A 17,105-nucleotide genomic window follows, 5' to 3' on the forward strand; every position below is an offset into this window, starting at 1 on the left:
CGGGCTTTTTCATGGCGGGAAACTCAGCGCGGCATGTTGCGCGCGTAGAAGATCTCCAGCATCTCGTGGCGCACCCGCTCTTCCACCTGCTTGCGCTGCTCGGCGGTGAGGTTGCGGGTGGCGTCGCCGAACAGGTAGTTGTCCAGGTCGAACTGCTTGAGCAGCATCTTGGTGTGGAACAGGTTCTCCTGGTACACGTTGACGTCCATCATCTGGTAGGCGTCGAGGGTGTCGTCGGAGAGGTAGTTCTGGATCGAGTTGATCTCATGGTCGATGAAGTGCTTCTTCCCTTCCACGTCGCGGGTGAAGCCACGCACGCGGTAGTCGACGGTGACGATGTCCGAGTCGAACTGGTGGATCAGGTAGTTGAGCGCCTTCAGCGGCGAGATCACGCCACAGGTCGACACGTCGATGTCCACGCGGAAAGTCGCGATGCCCTCGACCGGATGGATCTCCGGGTAGGTGTGCACGGTGATGTGACTCTTGTCCAGGTGCGCCAGGATGGTCTCCGGCAGCGGCCCCGGGGATTCCTCGATCTGGCTGGCGGTGGGTTCCACCGGCTGCTCGGAGATCAGGATGGTCACGCTGGCGCCTTGCGGGTCGTAGTCCTGACGGGCGATGTTCAGGATATTGGCGCCGATGATGTCGACAACATCGGTGAGGATCTGCGTCAGGCGCTCGGCATCGTACTCTTCGTCGATGTACTGCACGTAGGCCTGCTGGTCTTCCGGGGTTTCCGCGTAGCAGATGTCATAGATGTTGAAGCTCAAGGTCTTCGTCAGGTTGTTGAACCCGTGGAGCTTGAGTTTGCTTTTCACCGTTTGGAACTCTCTATGTGGATGCGGCCCTGCCGCGTGATCGAGCATGCCCGTCAGCTGCGAACGACTCAGCTGCGTAGGACGGTTAACACCTCTTCGCGATGGCGATTGTGGTTTGGGGTTGCGGGCGGGAGCCCGCGAAAAGGCGCGCATTATGCAGAGCCGGAACCGGCTCCGCCAGAGCATGCGCGCCCGAGATGACGAACGCGGGTCAGCCCAGCTCGACGATCTCGTAGTCGTGGGTAATCTCGACGCCGGCGCGGCCGAGCATGATCGAGGCCGAGCAGTACTTCTCCGCCGACAGCTCGACGGCGCGCTTGACCTGCGCCTCCTTGAGGCCACGGCCCTTGACCACGAAGTGCAGGTGGATCTTGGTGAACACCTTGGGATCTTCGTCGGCGCGCTCGGCCTCGAGGAAGGCTTCGCAGCTCTCCACCGGCTGGCGCGCCTTCTTCAGGATGCTGACCACGTCGAAGTTGCTGCAGCCGCCCAGGCCGAGCAGCACCATTTCCATCGGGCGCACGCCGAGGTTGCGACCACCGGCCTCGGGCGGGCCGTCCATCACCACCACGTGGCCGCTGCCGGATTCACCGAGGAACATGGCCTCGCCGGCCCATTGAATGCGTGCTTTCATCGCCAGGACTCCACTGCCCGAAAAAATGTCGCTAGCTTAACACAGCGCCCCTGCACGGCCCTGACACGCCATTTCGCGGCAATGGGCCACGGTCAGTGTTGACTGCGTCGCAAATTCGCGTTGCCGCACCCCGAGTGTCTGTTAAGCTGGCGGCGGATAACTGGCACACTTGTTCGGATAACTAATAAGAAATTCGCCTGCTGGACAAAGGCTTACTCACTTTTCGGGACTCGGGCATGGTCGCTATTACCCTTACACCTAAGATCAAGAACATCGACAAGCTGCTCGCGCACTGTCACCGCCGCCGCTACACCGCCAAGAGCACCATCATCTATGCAGGGGACCGTTGCGAGACCCTGTTCTTCATCATCAAGGGCTCGGTCACCATCCTCATCGAAGACGACGATGGCCGCGAAATGATCATCGCCTACCTCAACGCCGGCGACTTCTTCGGCGAGATGGGCCTGTTCGAGAAGGAAGGCACCGAGAAGGAGCGCAGCGCCTGGGTGCGCGCCAAGACCGAGTGCGAAGTGGCGGAGCTGAGCTACGCCAAGTTCCGCGAACTGACCCAGCAGGACCCGGAGATTCTCTACGCCCTGGGCAGCCAGATGGCCGACCGCCTGCGCAACACCACGCGCAAGGTCGGCGACCTGGCCTTCCTCGACGTCACCGGCCGCGTCGCGCGCACCCTGCTCGACCTGTGCAAGCAGCCGGACGCCATGACCCATCCGGACGGCATGCAGATCAAGATCACCCGCCAGGAAATCGGCCGCATCGTCGGCTGCTCCCGCGAGATGGTCGGCCGCGTGCTCAAGTCCCTGGAGGAACAGGGCCTGGTGCATGTGAAAGGCAAGACCATGGTGGTCTTCGGTACCCGCTGATCGGACTGCTACGCGTCGGCGAATCGTCGTCGCAAGCTGCTTCGGGATGCTCATTTACGGTATGTAAACTCCGCTCCCTCAGCAGCTTGCTCCTAGCCTCGCTCTAGCTCGCTAGCCCGATGAATGAAAAAGCCCGCCAATCGGCGGGCTTTTTCATGTCCGGATCGGTTCAGTCCGGATCGGCGCCCAACACCACGCGCTTGCCATCCGGGAAGAACAGGCGCTTGAGCTCGCTCCCCGGCTCCTCGGCACGCATGAAGGCCTCGCCAACCAGGAAAGCATGCACCTCGTTGATCTCCATCAGCTCGACATCGGCACGGCTGAGGATGCCGCTCTCGGTGATCACCACACGCTCGCGCGGAATGCGTGGCAGCAGGTCCAGGGTGGTTTCCAGGCTCACCTCGAAGGTGTGCAGGTTACGGTTGTTGATGCCCACCAGCGGCGTGTCCAGAGTATTAAGGGCACGATCCAGCTCGGCGCCGTCGTGCACCTCTACCAGCACATCGAGGCCGACATCCTTCGCGGTGGCTGCCAGTTCGGCCATGCGCACGTCGTCCAGCGCCGCAACGATCAGCAGCACGCAGTCGGCGCCCAGGGCACGGGCTTCGACGATCTGATACGGGTCGATCATGAAGTCCTTGCGGATCACCGGCAGGCTGCAGGCCGCGCGGGCCTCGCGCAGGTACTGGTCGGCGCCCTGGAAGAAGTCGATGTCGGTCAGCACCGACAGGCAGGCCGCGCCACCGGCCTCGTAGCTCCTGGCGATCTCGGCGGGCACGAAATCCTCGCGCAGCACGCCCTTGCTCGGCGAGGCCTTCTTGATCTCGGCGATCACCGCCGCCTGCTTGCGCGCCACCCGCTCCTGCAGGGCACGGGCGAAGCCGCGCGGGGCATCGGCGGCGCGGGCCAGCGCCTCGACCTCGGCCAGGCTGGCACGGGCGCGGCGCTCGGCGACTTCCTCGGCCTTGCGGGCGAGGATCTTCTCCAGCACGGTTGGAATGCTCATCCTTCGTTCTCCACGCGGAACACGGCGGTAAAGGACACCAGCTCGTCCAGCTTCTCCCAGGCCAGGCCGGTGTGCAGGGCGTCCTGTGCCAGCTGCACGCCTTCCTTGAGGCTGGTGGCGATGTCGGCGGCATACAGCGCAGCGCCGGCGTTGAGCACGATCATGTCGGCAGCCTTCTGGCCATTGTCGGTCTTGCGCTTGCCCAGCGCGTCGCGGATCAGCGCCAGCGAGTCCTGCGCGCCCTCCACGGTCAGGCCGATCAGGGTCTGGCTGCGAATGCCGAAGTCTTCCGGCTGGATGCGGTACTCGCTGACCACGCCGTCCTTGAGTTCGGCGACATGGGTCGGTGCGGCCAGGCTGATCTCGTCCAGGCCGTCGCTGGCATGCACCACCAGCACATGCTGGCTACCCAGGCGCTGCAGCACCTCGGCCATCGGCCGGCACAGCGCCTGGCTGAACACGCCGATCACCTGGTGCTTGACCCCGGCCGGGTTGGTCATCGGGCCGAGCATGTTGAACAGGGTGCGCAGGCCCAGCTCGCGGCGCGGACCGATGGCATGCTTCATGGCGCCGTGATGGGCCGGGGCGAACATGAAGCCGACCCCGACGCTCTCGACGCAACGCGCGACCTGCTCGGGTTTGAGATTCAGGTAGACCCCGGCGGCCTCCAGCAGGTCGGCGCTGCCGCTCTTGCCGGAGACCGCACGGTTGCCATGCTTGGCCACGCGACCACCGGCCGCGGCGACCACGAAGGCGGCGGCGGTGGAGACGTTGAACACGTTCATGCCATCGCCACCGGTGCCGCAGGTGTCGACCAGGCGCTCGGCGTCGATGCTCACCGGCGAGGCCAGCTCGCGCATCACGGTGGCGGCCCCGACGATCTCGTCGATGGTCTCGCTCTTCATGCGCATGCCCATGAGGAAGGCGCCGATCTGCGCGTCGGTGCACTGGCCGGTCATGATCAGGCGCATCACGTCCTGCATCTCGGCGGTGGTCAGGTCGAGGTTGTTGACCACCCGGTTGAGGGCTTCCTTGATGTCCATCAGCGCACTCCGCCTTGCTGTTTGAGGAAGTTGGCGAACAGTTCGTGGCCCTGCTCGGTGAGGATGGATTCCGGGTGGAACTGCACGCCCTCGATGTTCAGGGTCTTGTGGCGCAGGCCCATGATCTCGTCCACCGAGCCGTCGGCATGCTGGGTCCAGGCAGTCATCTCCAGGCACTCCGGCAGCGTTTCGCGCTTGACCACCAGGGAATGGTAGCGGGTCACGGTCAGCGGCTTGTTGAGGCCGGCGAACACGCCCTTGTCCTCGTGGAACACCGGGCTGGTCTTGCCGTGCATCACCTGGCGCGCGCGCACCACGTCGCCGCCGAAGGCCTGGCCGATGCTCTGGTGGCCCAGACACACGCCGAGGATCGGCAGCTTGCCGGCGAAGTGCAGGATGGCCTCGATGGACACCCCTGCCTCGGTCGGCGTGCAGGGGCCGGGCGAGACTACGATGCGCTCGGGCTGCAAAGCCTCGATCTCGGCGACCGTCAGTTCGTCGTTGCGGATCACGTGGACATCGGCACCCAGCTCGCCCAGGTACTGCACCACGTTGTAGGTAAAGGAGTCGTAGTTGTCGATCATCAGCAGCATGGCGGGGCCCCTTACTCTACGGACTGTTCGGCGAGGCTGACCGCGCGGAACATGGCGCGGCGCTTGTTCAGGGTTTCTTCCCACTCCAGGGCCGGCTGCGAGTCGGCGACGATGCCGGCGCCGGCCTGCACGTGCAGCTCGCCGTCCTTGATCACCGCGGTGCGGATGGCGATGGCGGTGTCCATGTTGCCGTTCCACGCCAGGTAGCCCACGGCACCGCCGTAGACACCACGCTTGACCGGCTCCAGCTCGTCGATGATTTCCATCGCGCGCACCTTGGGCGCACCGGACAGGGTGCCGGCCGGCAGGATGGCGCGCAGGGCGTCCATGGCCGACAGGCCTTCCTTCAGGTGGCCGGTGACGTTGGAGACGATATGCATGACGTTGGAGTAGCGCTCGATCACCATCTGCTCGGTGACCTTCACCGTGCCGGTGGTCGACACGCGGCCGACGTCGTTGCGCCCCAGGTCGATCAGCATCAGGTGCTCGGCGATCTCCTTGGCGTCGGACAGCAGGTCCTGTTCCAGGTCCAGGTCCGCTTCCTCGGTGGCGCCACGCGGGCGGGTTCCGGCGATCGGGCGCACGGTGACCAGGTTGTCCTCGACCCGCACCAGCACTTCCGGCGACGAGCCGACCACGTGGAAGTCGCCGAAGTTGAAGAAGTACATGTAGGGCGTCGGGTTGATGCAGCGCAGCGCGCGGTACAGGTCGATAGGTGCTGCCTGGAAGGGGATCGACATGCGCTGCGAGATCACCACCTGCATGCAGTCGCCGGCCAGGATGTACTCCTTGATCGCATCGACCGCCGCCTCGTAGTCATCACGCTTGAAGCTGGAGACGAAGTCCGGCTCCTTACCCGCCGGCTTGCTCAGGTCCACCCCCAGGCGCGGGGTGATAGGCCTGCGCAGCTTGTTCAGCAGTTCGCGCAGCTGCGCCTGGCCCTGCTCGAAGGCTTCGGCCTGGCTGGGGTCGGCGAGGACGATGGCGTGCATCTTGCCGGCCAGGTTGTCGAACACCACCACGGCGTCCGAGACCATCAGCAGGATATCCGGGGTGCCCAGCGGATCGGGGTTTGGGCACCGGGCCAGCTTCTTCTCCACGTAGCGCACGCTGTCGTAGCCGAAGTAGCCGACCAGGCCGCCGTTGAAGCGCGGCAGTCCGGCGATGGTGGGGACGTTATAGCGCGCCTTGAACTGCTCGACGAAGGCCAGCGGGTCTTCGCTTTCCAGGCTCTCTACCTCGATGCCGTCGACACGGACGCTGACATGGTGACCATGCACGCGCAGCACGGTGCGCGCCGGCAGGCCGATGATCGAGTAGCGGCCCCACTTCTCGCCGCCCTGCACGGACTCCAGCAGGTAGGAGTTGGGGGTGTCGGCCAGCTTGAGGTAGATCGACAGCGGGGTGTCGAAGTCGGCCAGGGTCTCGAAGGCCAACGGAATGCGGTTGTAGCCGTCGGCGGCCAAACGCAGGAATTCTTCGCGGTTCATAAACAGCAGCCTCGTCAATGAGGGTGAACGGGAGTCGGGCAAACGCGCCGGAACCAGCCGGCCAGGAGAAGTCAGGCGCGCCAGCGCCAGCGGGCCAGGGCCTTGATGACTTTCATCCAGTGTTTGCGGGCAACTACCACGATGCTGTCTCGTGCGGCGGGTATTCGGAAGGGTTCGGGGACATTACCCCAGCGCCCTCCTGCGCGCAACCGGGCAGCAGCTGGCGCAGATCGTCGAGCACCCGCGCCGGGTTCTCCTCGGCGATCGGCCGGCCGTGGTTGTAGCCATAGGACAAGGCCACGCAAGGCACGCCAGCCGCGTGGGCGGCCAGCACATCGTTGCGCGAGTCGCCGACGAACAGCGCCTGCTCCGTTGCCACGCCGGCCAGGCGCAGCACGTGCAGCAGCGCGGCCGGATCGGGCTTCTGCTGCGGCAGGGTGTCGCCACCGATGATCCAGCGGAAATAGCCACCCAGGCCCATCTCGTCCAGCAGCGGGGCGACGAAACGCTCGGGCTTGTTGGTGATCAGCGCCAGTTCCACGGCGGCGCCGCGCAGCCAGTCCAGGGTACTGACCACGCCGGGGTAGACCCGGCTCAGCGCATGACTGCCAGCATAGGCCTCGCTGAACAGCTCCAGCGCGCGCTCGGTATCGGCATCACTGACCGCGCCGTGCTCGAGGCCGCCGGCCAGGGCCCGGCGCACCAGCACCCGCGCGCCATTGCCGACCCAGTGGCGCACTCGCTCGACGCCGGCGGGTTCGCGGCCGAGCTGCGCCAGCATGCGGTCGATGGCGGCGGCCAGGTCGGGCACCGAGTCCACCAGGGTGCCGTCCAGGTCGAACATCACCAGGCGCGGCAGCTCGCCGCGGAACAGCTCGAGGATCACGCGCGAACCTGGGCCAGTTCGGCGCGCATGGCGTCGATCACCGCCTTGTAGTCCGGCTGGTTGAAGATGGCCGAACCGGCGACGAAGGTGTCGGCGCCCGCCGCGGCGATCTCGCGGATGTTCTTCACGTTGACCCCGCCGTCGATCTCCAGGCGGATGGCGTAGCCGGAGGCGTCGATCAGCGCGCGGGCCTCGCGCAGCTTGTCCAGGGTGCCGGGGATGAACTTCTGCCCGCCGAAGCCGGGGTTGACGCTCATCAGCAGGATCATGTCGACCTTGTCCATCACGTACTTCAGGCAGTCCAGCGGGGTGGCCGGGTTGAACACCAGGCCGGCCTTGCAGCCGCCGTCGCGGATCAGCTGCAGGGAACGGTCGATGTGTTCGGAGGCTTCCGGGTGGAAGGTGATGTAGCTGGCGCCGGCCTCGATGAAGTCGCCGATGATGCGGTCGACCGGCTTGACCATCAGGTGCGCGTCGATCGGCGCGCTGATGCCGTACTTGCGCAGCGCCGCGCAGACCATCGGGCCGATGGTCAGATTGGGCACATAGTGGTTGTCCATCACGTCGAAGTGGACGATGTCGGCGCCGGCGGCGAGGACCTTGTCGACTTCCTCGCCCAGGCGGGCGAAATCGGCGGAGAGGATCGACGGGGCGATGGCGAAGGATTGCATGGCGGCCTCAGGGCTGGATCACGGTGGCGCGATTGTAGCCTGAGTCGCCGGCTGCGGCGGTGGTCATGCGTCAGTCCACCGCAGCGGCCGGGCGGAGCGGGTCACTCCGGCATCGAGGTGCGCAGCTTCTCGCTGCGCCCGCGCAGCCACTCCAGGGTCAGCAGCATGACGATGGAGAAGCCGATCAGCAGGGTGGCGGCGGCGGCGATGGTCGGCGACAGGTTCTCGCGGATGCCGCTGAACATCTGCCGCGGCAGGGTGGCCTGCTCCGGGCCGGCGAGGAACAGGGTCACCACCACCTCGTCGAACGAGGTGGCGAAGGCGAACAGCGCGCCGGAAATCACCCCGGGGGCGATCAGCGGCAGGGTCACCTTGCGGAATGCCAGCAGCGGCGAGGCACCCAGGCTGTTGGCGGCGCGCACCAGGTTGTAGTTGAAGCCCTGCAAGGTCGCGGACACCGTGATGATCACGAAGGGCACGCCGAGCACGGCGTGCACCAGGATCAGCGAGGTGTAGCTGTTGCCCAGGCCCAGCGGGGCGAAGAACAGGTAGCTGGCGACGCCGACGATGACCACCGGGGCGACCATCGGCGAGATCAGCAGGCTCATCACCAGCGCCTTGCCGCGAAACTCGCCGCGGGTCAGGCCGATCGCCGCCAGGGTGCCGAAGACCATGGCCAGCAGGGTGGCGGCCGGCGCCACGATCATGCTGTTGGTCAGCGAGCGCATCCACTCGGCGGAGCTGAAGAAGTCGGCATACCAGCGCAGGGAGAAGCCCTGCAGCGGATAGACCAGGAAGCTGCCGGAGTTGAACGACAGCGGGATGATCACCAGCACCGGCAGGATCAGGAACAGCAGCACCAGCGCGCACAGGCTGCGATGGGTCCAGAACCAGGCGCGCTCGACGGGGGACTTGTAGGGACTCAGCATCTGCATTCTCCAATCAATCTCTAGCGGGGCATCGCCCCTCTCCCGCCCTGCGGGCACCCTCTCCCCAGAGGGGTGAGGGTCATCTTCGCCCTCCTCTCCCGTTCACGGGAGAGGGGCTGGGGGAGAGGGATGCGTTGGCAAATCCCCTCTCCCGCCCTACGGGCACCCTCGGCTTCGGCATCCTGCGTCGCCCTACCTCCTGCATCCTTGCAGTCGTCTCCCCGAAGGGGCGAGGGTCATCAGTTGGCCTGCTACGCAGGCCTTTTTATCCCAAGCGCAGGCGACTGGCGCCCACCAGCCAGCTGTAGACCACGTAGAGCAGCATGGTGGCCAGCAGCAGCAGGCCGCCGAGGGCGGTGGCCATGCCCCAGTTGATGGTGGTGTTGGTGTAGAAGGCGACGAAGTAGCTGATCATCTGGTCGTTCGGGCTGCCCAGCAGCGCCGGGGTGATGTAGTAGCCGATGGACAGGATGAACACCAGCAGGCAGCCGGCGCCGACACCGGCCAGGGTCTGCGGGAAGTACACCCGCCAGAAGCTGGCGAAGGGGTGGCAGCCGAGCGAGATGGCGGCGCGCATGTAGGAGGGCGAGATGCCCTTCATCACGCTGAAGATCGGCAGGATCATGAACGGCAGCATGATGTGCACCATGGCCACGTAGACGCCGGTCCGGTTGAACACCAGCTGCAGCGGCTGGTCGATGATGCCCATGGCGATCAGCGCGCTGTTGATCAGGCCACCGGACTGCAGCAGCACGATCCAGGCCGCCACGCGCACCAGGATCGAAGTCCAGAAGGGCAGCAGCACCAGGATCATCAGCAGGTTGCTGGTGCGGGTCGGCAGGTTGGCCAGCAGGTAGGCCAACGGATAGGCCAGCACCAGGCACAGGGCGGTGATCACCAGCCCCATCCAGAAGGTGCGCACGAAGATATCCAGGTAGATGGCCTGGTCCGGGGTGGCGGACGCCAGCTCGCCGAGATCGTCGATCCGGTGGTCGAGGGCGGCCAGCAGGTAATAGGCCGTGAAGGCACTGCTGTTGCGGCGGATCACCTGCCAGTAGGCCGGGTCGCCCCAGCGCTCGTCGAGGTTCTCCAGGGCGTCCTTGTAGGAGGCGGGCTCCTGCTTGAACGGCAGCGCGCGGCCGGTCTTGGCCATCAGGCTGCGGTAGCCGGCCAGTTCCATGTTCAGGCGCTTGGACAGGTCGCCGATGGTCTGGTTCTTGCGCGCCTCGGCCAGGTCCAGGGCCAGGGCCCGGTACACCGGCTCTTCCGGCAGGCCGCGACCATCCCAGCTGGCGATGGACTCGACGGTGCGCGGCAGGGCCTCGACCACCTCGGGGTTCTCCACGCTCTTGTAGAGCAGGATGCCGATCGGCAGCAGGAACACCACGAAGAGGAACACCAGCAGCGGCAGGATCAGGCCCTGGGCCTTGAGCCGGTTGATGCGCTCGGCGCGGGCCAGCTTCTGCTTCAGCGTCAGGCCGGCGAATTCGGTGAGGGAAACGGTAGTGGCCATCGCGGGCTCCAGAGACACCGGGACAAAGCGCCCTCGCCCAACCGCGGGCGAGGGTTCGGAGGGACGGGGGAGCGCCCCTCCAACCAACTCCCCTTCACCAGGAAGGGGCACTGCACGGGATGCTTACTTCGCCGCCCAGGCGTTGAAGCGCTGCTCCAGCTGCTCGCCGTAGTCGGCCCAGAAGGTCACGTTCATGGCCACCTGGCCCGCGATGTTCTCCGGGGTGGTCGGCATGTCCTTGAGCAGCGCCGGGTCGAGCAGCTCGACGGCCTTCTTGTTGGCAGGGCCGTAGGCGATGTTCGAGGAGTAGACCTTCTGCTGCTCCGGCTGCACGCTGAAGGCGGCGAAGGCCTTGGCGGCGTCGGCATCCTTGGCGCCCTTCGGGATGGCCCAGGAGTCGAAATCGTAGATGCCGCCGTTCCACACCACCTTGAGGTTGCTCTCCTTCTGCACGGCGGCGATGCGGCCGTTGTAGGCGGAGCTCATGACCACGTCGCCGGAGGCGAGGAACTGCGGCGGCTGGGCGCCGGCTTCCCACCACTGGATGTGCGGCTTGATCTCGTCGAGCTTCTTGAACGCGCGGTCCTGACCTTCCTGGGTGGCGAGCACGGTGTAGACGTCCTTCGGTGCCACGCCGTCGGCCATCAGGGCGAATTCCAGGGTGTACTTGGCGCCCTTGCGCAGGCCGCGCTTGCCCGGGAACTTGGCCACGTCCCAGAAATCGGCCCAGCTGGCCGGGGCGGCGGAGAGCTTGTCGGCGTTGTAGGCGAGCACCGTGGACCAGACGAAGAAGCCCACGCCGCACGGCTGGATGGCGCCTTCGATGAAGTCGTCGGGATTGCCGAACAGGGCCGGGTCGAGCTCCTCGAACAGGCCCTCGTCGCAGCCGCGGGACAGCTCCGGCGACTCCACTTCGACCAGGTGCCAGGACACGCTGTTGGTGTCGACCATGGCCTTGACCTTGGCCATCTCGCCGTTGTACTCGCCGGCGATGATCTTGCCTTTGCCGGCCGCTTCCCACGGCTGGTAGAAGGCCTTGGTCTGGGCGTCCTTGTTGGCGCCACCGAAGGAGATCACCGTCAGGTCGGCGGCCATCGCCTGGGCTGCACCGAGCAGGCCGAGGGCCAGGGCGCTGTGGCGGAAGATGCTGCGGATGTTGCTCATTGTTGTTTTCTCCACTGTGCAGGGTTGGTAATGCCTGGCGCCGTCACTCGACGATCAGAGGGTCTAGCGCCCTTACGTGCTCCACATGCCAGCCGAGCGGCACCACGTCGCCCACGCCCAGGGCGGGATCGAGTTCGGCGATCGGCTGTTTGACGAAGAAGTTGGGGTTGCCGCAGACCTCCATGCGGATGCGCACGTGGTCGCCCAGATAGATGAATTCGGCCACCCGGCCGCTGAAGCGGTTGGCGCAGCTCTCGCTGGCGCCGTTGATGCGCACCCGCTCGGGACGGATCGACAGGCTGACCGGCTCGCCCGGCGCGCCGACCTTCACCGCCAGCGCCTGCACCTGCTCGCCACGGGCGGTGCGCACGGTGCAGCGCTCGCCGTCGCGGCTGACCAGCTCGCCGGCCAGGCGGTTGTTCTCGCCGATGAACTGGGCGACGAAGGTGTTGCTCGGCGCCTCGTAGAGGTCGCGCGGTGGGGCGATCTGCTGGATCTCGCCCTGGTGGAACACCGCCACCCGGTCGGACATGGTCAGCGCCTCGCCCTGGTCGTGGGTCACGTAGACCACGGTCACGCCCAGGCGCTGGTGGATGTGCTTGATCTCCATCTGCATGTGCTCGCGCAGCTGCTTGTCCAGCGCGCCGAGCGGCTCGTCCATCAGCACCAGCTGCGGCTCGAACACCAGGGCGCGGGCCAGCGCCACGCGCTGCTGCTGGCCACCGGAGAGCTGCGCCGGGTAGCGGTGGCGGAAGTTGTCCAGCTGCACCATGGACAGCGCGCGCTTGACCCGCTCGGTGACATCGGTCTTGTTCATGCCGCGCACGGTCAGCGGGAAGGCCAGGTTCTCGGCCACCGTCATGTGCGGGAACAGCGCGTAGTTCTGGAACACCATGCCGATGTCGCGCTTGTGCGGCGGCACGTTGTTGATGGCGCGCCCAGCCAGGAGTATCTCGCCGGCGGTGGGCGTCTCGAAGCCGGCCAGCATCATCAGGCTGGTGGTCTTGCCGGAGCCGGACGGCCCGAGCAGGGTGAGGAACTCGCCCTTGCGGATGTCCAGGTTGAGGTCTTTGACGATCAGGCTTTCGCCGTCGTAGCTCTTCTGCACGCCCTTGAAGCTGACGAGCACGTCGCTGGAAACATTCTCGGCCATCACCACACCTTTGTTCTTGTTGCCGTGCACTAAGACTAGAAAGCCAGGCGGCCGGCGCAAATCGGGCGGTATGAGAGATTGCTATAAGGCTTGCGGAGGAGGCGTTGTAGGGATCGCCCTACAACACCCGAGACTGGATCAGCGTTTGGCCCAGCGAGCGAAGCGCTCCTCCAGGGCGGCGCCGTTGGCCGCCCAGAAGGCGGCATCCGTGCCCACGCCGCCTGCCAGGTTGGCCGGGGCGGTGGGCAGGTTGGCGCTGACGCCGGGGTCCAGCGCGGCGATGGCCTGGCGGTTGACCGGGCCGTAGGCGATCTTCTCGGCGAAGCGGCGCTGCGGCTCCACCTGGCTGGCGAAGGCGACGAAGCGGCGCGCCTGCTCGGCCTTGGCAATGCCCTTGGGCAGGGCCCAGTAGTCGAAGTCGTAGATGCCGCCGTTCCAGCTCAGCGCCAGCTGCGGCTGCTCGCTCTGGGCGGCGGCGACCCGGCCGTTGTAGGCCGAGCTCATCACCACGCGGCCATCACCGAGCAGACGGATCGGCTCCACGCCGGTCTTCCACCAGTGCAACTGCGGTTTGATCTGATCGAGTTTGCGGAAGGCACGATCCTGGCCCTCGGCACTGGCCAGCACCCGGTACACGTCCTTGGCCGGCACGCCGTCGGCCATCAGGGCGAACTCCAGGTTGTACTTGGCGCCCCAGCGCAGGGCGCGCTTGCCGGGGAAGCGCTGGGTATCCCAGAAATCGGCCCAGCTCTGCGGCGCGGCCTTGAGCTTGCTGCCGTTGTAGGCCAGCACCGTGGACCAGACGAAGATACCGACGCCGCAGGGCTGCACGGCACCGGGCAGGAAATCGGCGGCATCGCCGAGCAGGCTGGCGTCGAAGCGCTCGAACAGGCCTTCCTCGCAACCGCGCGCCAGCTCGGGCGCCTCCACCTCGACCACGTCCCAGGACACGTGGCTGAGCTGCACCATCTTGCGCAGCTTGGCCAGGTCGCCATTGTAGGAACCGTGCACCACGCTGGTCCCGCTGGCCTGCTTGAAGGGTTCGTAGAAGGCGGCGCGCTGCGCCTCCTTGTTGGCCCCGCCGAAGGAAATCACCGTCACGTAGTCGGCGTGGGCCGGCAGCGCGGCCGCCAGCAGACCGCCGGCCAGGTACTTCTTGTACATCTTCTCCCCCATTACATCGATACCCATGACCTGGGCAAAAGCGCACGCCAGAGCGGCCGCACGAAAGGTGACCAATCAGCCACGAAGCGACCAGGATGTAAAGGGAAGGTTGTGCGGAGCCTGTCTCAGATCAACTTGTGCTCGACCGCGTACTTCACCAGATCGGCCACCGAGTGCAGGTTGAGCTTCTGCATCAGGCGCGCCTTGTGGGTGCTGACGGTCTTGCTGCTGACCGACAGATGCTGGGCGATCTCGTTGACACCCTCGCCACGCACCAGACGCTCGAACACCGAGAACTCGCGCTCGGAGAGCAGCGAATGCGGCGGTCGCGAGTCGGTCAGGCCGACCTCGAAGACCATGCGGTCGGCCAGCTCCGGGTCGATGTAGCGCCCGCCGCTGGCGACCTTGCGGATGGCGGTGAGCAGCAGCGCCGGGTCGCTGTCCTTGGTGGCATAGCCGGCCGCGCCGATCTTCAGGGCGCGGGCGGCCATCTGCGCCTCGTCGTGCATGGACAGCACCAGCACCGCCGGTGGGTTGCTCAGCGCGCGAATCCGCGGGATGGCTTCCAGGCCGTTGACCCCGGGCATGGAGATATCCAGCAGCACCACCTCGCAGGGGGTATGGCGCAGGGTTTCCAGCAGCTGCTCGCCGTTGCAGGCCTCGCCGGCCACCGTCAGGTCCTTGGCCAGGCCGATCAGCTGCTTGATGCCCTCGCGAACGATGGTGTGGTCTTCGGCCACCAGTACTCGAATCACGCTGCCACCTCTTCATCCAGTGCCACCCGCACCACCAGCGTGGTGCCCTCGCCCGGGACGCTGTCCAGCGCCAGGCTACCGCCGAGCATCAGCACGCGCTCGCGCATGCCGACCAGGCCGAAGGATTGTGCGCGCTGCGCCTGCGCATCGAAACCCCGACCATCGTCACTGACGCGCAGGCACAGCTCGCCGTCCTGCACCTCCAGGGCGATTTCCACCGTGTGCGCCTGGGCGTGGCGCAACACGTTGGTCAGCGCCTCCTGCAGCACGCGGAACAGGCCGATGGCCTTGGCGTCGGAGAGCACCGGCAACTGCTCCGGCACCTGCACCAGGCAGGGAATGCCGCTGCGCGCCTCGAAGCGCCGCGCCTGCCATTCGATGGCCGAGGCGATGCCGGCATCGAGGATCGGCGGGCGCAGCGCGGTGGCCACGTCGCGCACCAGCTGGAACAGGTTGGCGATCAGCTTCTTCATGCTGTCCAGGCGCGCCTGCAGGCCGGGGTCGAGGCCGGCGTAGGCCAGCTCGCACATGGAGGTCTCCAGCTTGAGCACGGTCAGCACCTGGCCCAGCTCGTCGTGCACCTCGCGGGCGATACGCGCCTTCTCCTCCTCGCGCACGCTCTCCAGGTGCGCCGACAGCTCGCGCAGCTGGGCGCGCGACTCGGCCAGTTCCAGCTCGATGGCCTTGTTGTCGCTGATGTCCCACACCACGCCGTCCCACACCACATGCTCATCGCTCAGCTGGCGGGCACTGGCCTTGATGTCGGCCCAGCGCACGCGGCCGTCGCGGGTGAGGATGCGGCCCTGCCACTGCCAGTCGCTGGCCGCCTCGATGGCCGCGTCCTGGGTGGCGTGGTAGGCGGCGCGATCCTCCGGGTGGACCAGGCTGCGGATGCCGAAGTCGGCCGCCATGATGGTCGCCGGCGGGTAGCCGACCAGCTGCTCGCTGCCCTCGCTGATGAAGGCGAAGTCCACCAGCGCCCCCGGGCGCGGGCGCTCCAGGCGGAACACCAGGCCGGGCACGTTGCCGGCGATGCCCTTGAGGCGCGCCTCGCTCTCTTCCAGGGCGGCGCGGGCACGGCGCCGCTCGGTGACATCGGTGAGGTAGACCACCAGGTACTCGGCCTCGCGAAAGCGCAGGAACCCCAGGCTCACGTCGGCCGGCATCCAGCTGCCGTCGGCACGCCGGCAGTTGCTCTCGAAGCTCAGCGCACCCTCCTCGTGCTGACGCACGCGCTTCCACAGGTTGAGCCAGCGATCCATGCCCAGGCCCGGCTCGAACTCCTGCAGCGGCCGGTCGACCATGGCCGCTGGCAGGTAGCCGAGCATTTCGGCCACCGCCTGGTTGGCGTAGCGCACCCGGCTGTCCCAGTTGACCCAGAGGATGCCTACGGTGCTGTGGTCGAGGGAGAACTGCGCCAGGCGCAGGGCCTCCTCGGCCACCTCGCGCTGGGCCAGGGTCTGCCGCGCTTCCAGCAGGCGCTTCTCCAGGCGCCCGCGCTGGCGCCGCAGCACGCTGAGGAGGAGGATGCAGAACGCCAGCAGCAGGCCGAGCAGGATGCTCAGGTTGCGCCAGAACAGAGGGGATTCGCCGAGCCCCGGCTTCTTCGCCGTCAGCCAGCGCTGCTGCAACTGCTCCAGCTGCTCGGCCGGCAGCTGGCGCAGGCCGGCGTCAAGGATGGCGCCCAGCTCGGGCCAGTCACGGCGGGTGCCGAAGCGCAGCAGCTGGGGCAGGCCGACGTCGGCAATGATCGCCAGGCGCGAGTAGTCGCTCTCCTGGCTCAGGCGGCTGAGCTGCGCCTGGTCCACCACCGCGTAGCGCGCACGCTGCTCGATAACCGCCTGCAGGGCCTGGCGCGCCGAGGGCTGCGGTTGCAGGTGCAGGTTGAAGTAGTTGCCGCGCAGGTAGTCGGCCACCGCGCTGGGCACGCGCACGGCGATCGGCTCACGCTCGCCCAGGCGCTCCAGCTCCACGCTCACCTCGCCCAGACGCTCGCCCACCAGCAGATGGGGGATGCGCAGGTAGGGGTCGCTGTAATGCCACAGACGCAGGCCGGCGGGGGTCTGCGTCTGGCCCGGGGCGAAGTCGATGCGTCCCTCGCGCAGGGCCTGCTCCAGCGCGGCCTGGGTGTCGAAGCTGCGCCAGCTCAGCGCCACGCCGAGCGACTTGGCCAGGGTCTCGGTCAGCTCCACGTTGAGCCCGCCCAGCTGCTGCTGGCGCCGCTGGTATTCGGCATAGGGTGCCTGCAGCACCACCCCGGCGCGCAGCCGCGGATGCTCGGCCAGCCAGGCGCGCTGGGCGGCGTCCAGCTCGGCCGCCTGGCCCGCCAGCGGGCACAGCAGCAACAGCCAACAAAGCACTCGAAGCAGGCGCACGGCATCCATCCACATCTATCAAGCCTCTCC

At 66.8% G+C, this 17,105-nt stretch carries 15 protein-coding genes and 1 pseudogene; 1 reads left to right on the forward strand and 15 read right to left on the reverse strand.

The annotated features are described in order from the left end of the window. Positions 1 to 23: 23 nt before the first annotated feature. On the reverse strand, positions 24 to 818 hold the full coding sequence (gene speD, locus DMO17_RS00065; protein WP_110680283.1) for an adenosylmethionine decarboxylase: 795 nt from the start codon (positions 816 to 818) through the stop codon (positions 24 to 26). A 211-nt stretch (positions 819 to 1,029) separates the two neighbouring features. Beyond that, the gene (locus tag DMO17_RS00070; protein ID WP_110680284.1) at positions 1,030 to 1,452 is read right to left on the reverse strand and encodes an OsmC family protein; all 423 of its coding nucleotides are present in this window, start codon (positions 1,450 to 1,452) and stop codon (positions 1,030 to 1,032) included. A 236-nt stretch (positions 1,453 to 1,688) separates the two neighbouring features. Here DMO17_RS00070 and crp point away from each other — a divergent pair, with 236 nt between their 5' ends. Then, positions 1,689 to 2,333: a cAMP-activated global transcriptional regulator CRP gene (gene crp / locus DMO17_RS00075; RefSeq protein WP_021702474.1), complete on the forward strand. Its 645-nt coding sequence runs from the start codon at positions 1,689 to 1,691 to the stop codon at positions 2,331 to 2,333. A gap of 169 nt (positions 2,334 to 2,502) precedes the next feature. On the opposite strand, the gene trpC is transcribed toward crp, so the two are convergent. From trpC to DMO17_RS00140, 13 genes and pseudogenes are all read right to left on the reverse strand, one after another. Beyond that, positions 2,503 to 3,339, reverse strand: coding sequence for an indole-3-glycerol phosphate synthase TrpC (trpC, locus tag DMO17_RS00080; RefSeq protein ID WP_110680285.1), 837 nt, complete (start codon positions 3,337 to 3,339; stop codon positions 2,503 to 2,505). After that, a complete protein-coding gene (gene trpD, locus DMO17_RS00085; protein WP_110680286.1) occupies positions 3,336 to 4,382 on the reverse strand; it encodes an anthranilate phosphoribosyltransferase in 1,047 nt (348 codons plus the stop codon). The genes trpC and trpD overlap by 4 nt, the downstream gene beginning before the upstream one ends. Then, positions 4,382 to 4,975, reverse strand: a complete 594-nt coding sequence (locus DMO17_RS00090; protein ID WP_110680287.1) for an aminodeoxychorismate/anthranilate synthase component II — start codon at positions 4,973 to 4,975, stop codon at positions 4,382 to 4,384. Before DMO17_RS00090 ends, trpD begins: the two co-directional genes overlap by 1 nt. Before the next feature lie 11 nt (positions 4,976 to 4,986). Then, positions 4,987 to 6,465, reverse strand: coding sequence for an anthranilate synthase component I (gene trpE, locus DMO17_RS00095; protein ID WP_110680288.1), 1,479 nt, complete (start codon positions 6,463 to 6,465; stop codon positions 4,987 to 4,989). A gap of 71 nt (positions 6,466 to 6,536) precedes the next feature. Then, positions 6,537 to 7,309: pseudogene (locus tag DMO17_RS00100) on the reverse strand (phosphoglycolate phosphatase). Positions 7,310 to 7,347: 38 nt separating this feature from the next. Next, positions 7,348 to 8,022, reverse strand: a complete 675-nt coding sequence (gene rpe, locus DMO17_RS00105) for a ribulose-phosphate 3-epimerase (RefSeq protein WP_110680289.1) — start codon at positions 8,020 to 8,022, stop codon at positions 7,348 to 7,350. A 101-nt stretch (positions 8,023 to 8,123) separates the two neighbouring features. Next, positions 8,124 to 8,951 (reverse strand): ABC transporter permease, encoded by an 828-nt coding sequence (locus DMO17_RS00110; protein WP_110680753.1) that lies wholly within the window; start codon positions 8,949 to 8,951, stop codon positions 8,124 to 8,126. A 265-nt stretch (positions 8,952 to 9,216) separates the two neighbouring features. Then, positions 9,217 to 10,464, reverse strand: a complete 1,248-nt coding sequence (locus DMO17_RS00115) for an ABC transporter permease (RefSeq protein WP_110680290.1) — start codon at positions 10,462 to 10,464, stop codon at positions 9,217 to 9,219. A 123-nt stretch (positions 10,465 to 10,587) separates the two neighbouring features. After that, positions 10,588 to 11,628: an ABC transporter substrate-binding protein gene (locus tag DMO17_RS00120; protein ID WP_110680291.1), complete on the reverse strand. Its 1,041-nt coding sequence runs from the start codon at positions 11,626 to 11,628 to the stop codon at positions 10,588 to 10,590. A 43-nt stretch (positions 11,629 to 11,671) separates the two neighbouring features. Then, a complete protein-coding gene (locus DMO17_RS00125) occupies positions 11,672 to 12,781 on the reverse strand; it encodes an ABC transporter ATP-binding protein (protein WP_110680754.1) in 1,110 nt (369 codons plus the stop codon). A gap of 138 nt (positions 12,782 to 12,919) precedes the next feature. Beyond that, entirely contained in the window at positions 12,920 to 13,945 is a 1,026-nt protein-coding gene (locus DMO17_RS00130; RefSeq protein ID WP_110680292.1) for an ABC transporter substrate-binding protein, read from the reverse strand. 125 nt (positions 13,946 to 14,070) lie between these two features. Next, on the reverse strand, positions 14,071 to 14,700 hold the full coding sequence (locus tag DMO17_RS00135; protein WP_110680293.1) for a response regulator: 630 nt from the start codon (positions 14,698 to 14,700) through the stop codon (positions 14,071 to 14,073). Beyond that, positions 14,697 to 17,069 (reverse strand): PAS domain-containing sensor histidine kinase, encoded by a 2,373-nt coding sequence (locus DMO17_RS00140; protein WP_258371107.1) that lies wholly within the window; start codon positions 17,067 to 17,069, stop codon positions 14,697 to 14,699. The genes DMO17_RS00135 and DMO17_RS00140 overlap by 4 nt, the downstream gene beginning before the upstream one ends. Positions 17,070 to 17,105 lie beyond the last annotated feature (36 nt).

Source organism: Aquipseudomonas alcaligenes (genome assembly GCF_003205495.1).
GTDB lineage: Bacteria > Pseudomonadota > Gammaproteobacteria > Pseudomonadales > Pseudomonadaceae > Aquipseudomonas > Aquipseudomonas alcaligenes_B.

Excerpts from the sequence above, each read along its gene's own strand:
- DMO17_RS00070 (WP_110680284.1), bottom strand. The coding sequence starts at position 1,452 with ATGAAAGCACGCATTCAATGGGCCGGCGAGGCCATGTTCCTCGGTGAA.
- crp (WP_021702474.1), top strand. The coding sequence starts at position 1,689 with ATGGTCGCTATTACCCTTACACCTAAGATCAAGAACATCGACAAGCTG.
- trpC (WP_110680285.1), bottom strand. The coding sequence starts at position 3,339 with ATGAGCATTCCAACCGTGCTGGAGAAGATCCTCGCCCGCAAGGCCGAG.
- trpD (WP_110680286.1), bottom strand. The coding sequence starts at position 4,382 with ATGGACATCAAGGAAGCCCTCAACCGGGTGGTCAACAACCTCGACCTG.
- DMO17_RS00090 (WP_110680287.1), bottom strand. The coding sequence starts at position 4,975 with ATGCTGCTGATGATCGACAACTACGACTCCTTTACCTACAACGTGGTG.
- trpE (WP_110680288.1), bottom strand. The coding sequence starts at position 6,465 with ATGAACCGCGAAGAATTCCTGCGTTTGGCCGCCGACGGCTACAACCGC.
- rpe (WP_110680289.1), bottom strand. The coding sequence starts at position 8,022 with ATGCAATCCTTCGCCATCGCCCCGTCGATCCTCTCCGCCGATTTCGCC.
- DMO17_RS00110 (WP_110680753.1), bottom strand. The coding sequence starts at position 8,951 with ATGCTGAGTCCCTACAAGTCCCCCGTCGAGCGCGCCTGGTTCTGGACC.
- DMO17_RS00115 (WP_110680290.1), bottom strand. The coding sequence starts at position 10,464 with ATGGCCACTACCGTTTCCCTCACCGAATTCGCCGGCCTGACGCTGAAG.
- DMO17_RS00120 (WP_110680291.1), bottom strand. The coding sequence starts at position 11,628 with ATGAGCAACATCCGCAGCATCTTCCGCCACAGCGCCCTGGCCCTCGGC.
- DMO17_RS00125 (WP_110680754.1), bottom strand. The coding sequence starts at position 12,781 with ATGGCCGAGAATGTTTCCAGCGACGTGCTCGTCAGCTTCAAGGGCGTG.
- DMO17_RS00130 (WP_110680292.1), bottom strand. The coding sequence starts at position 13,945 with ATGTACAAGAAGTACCTGGCCGGCGGTCTGCTGGCGGCCGCGCTGCCG.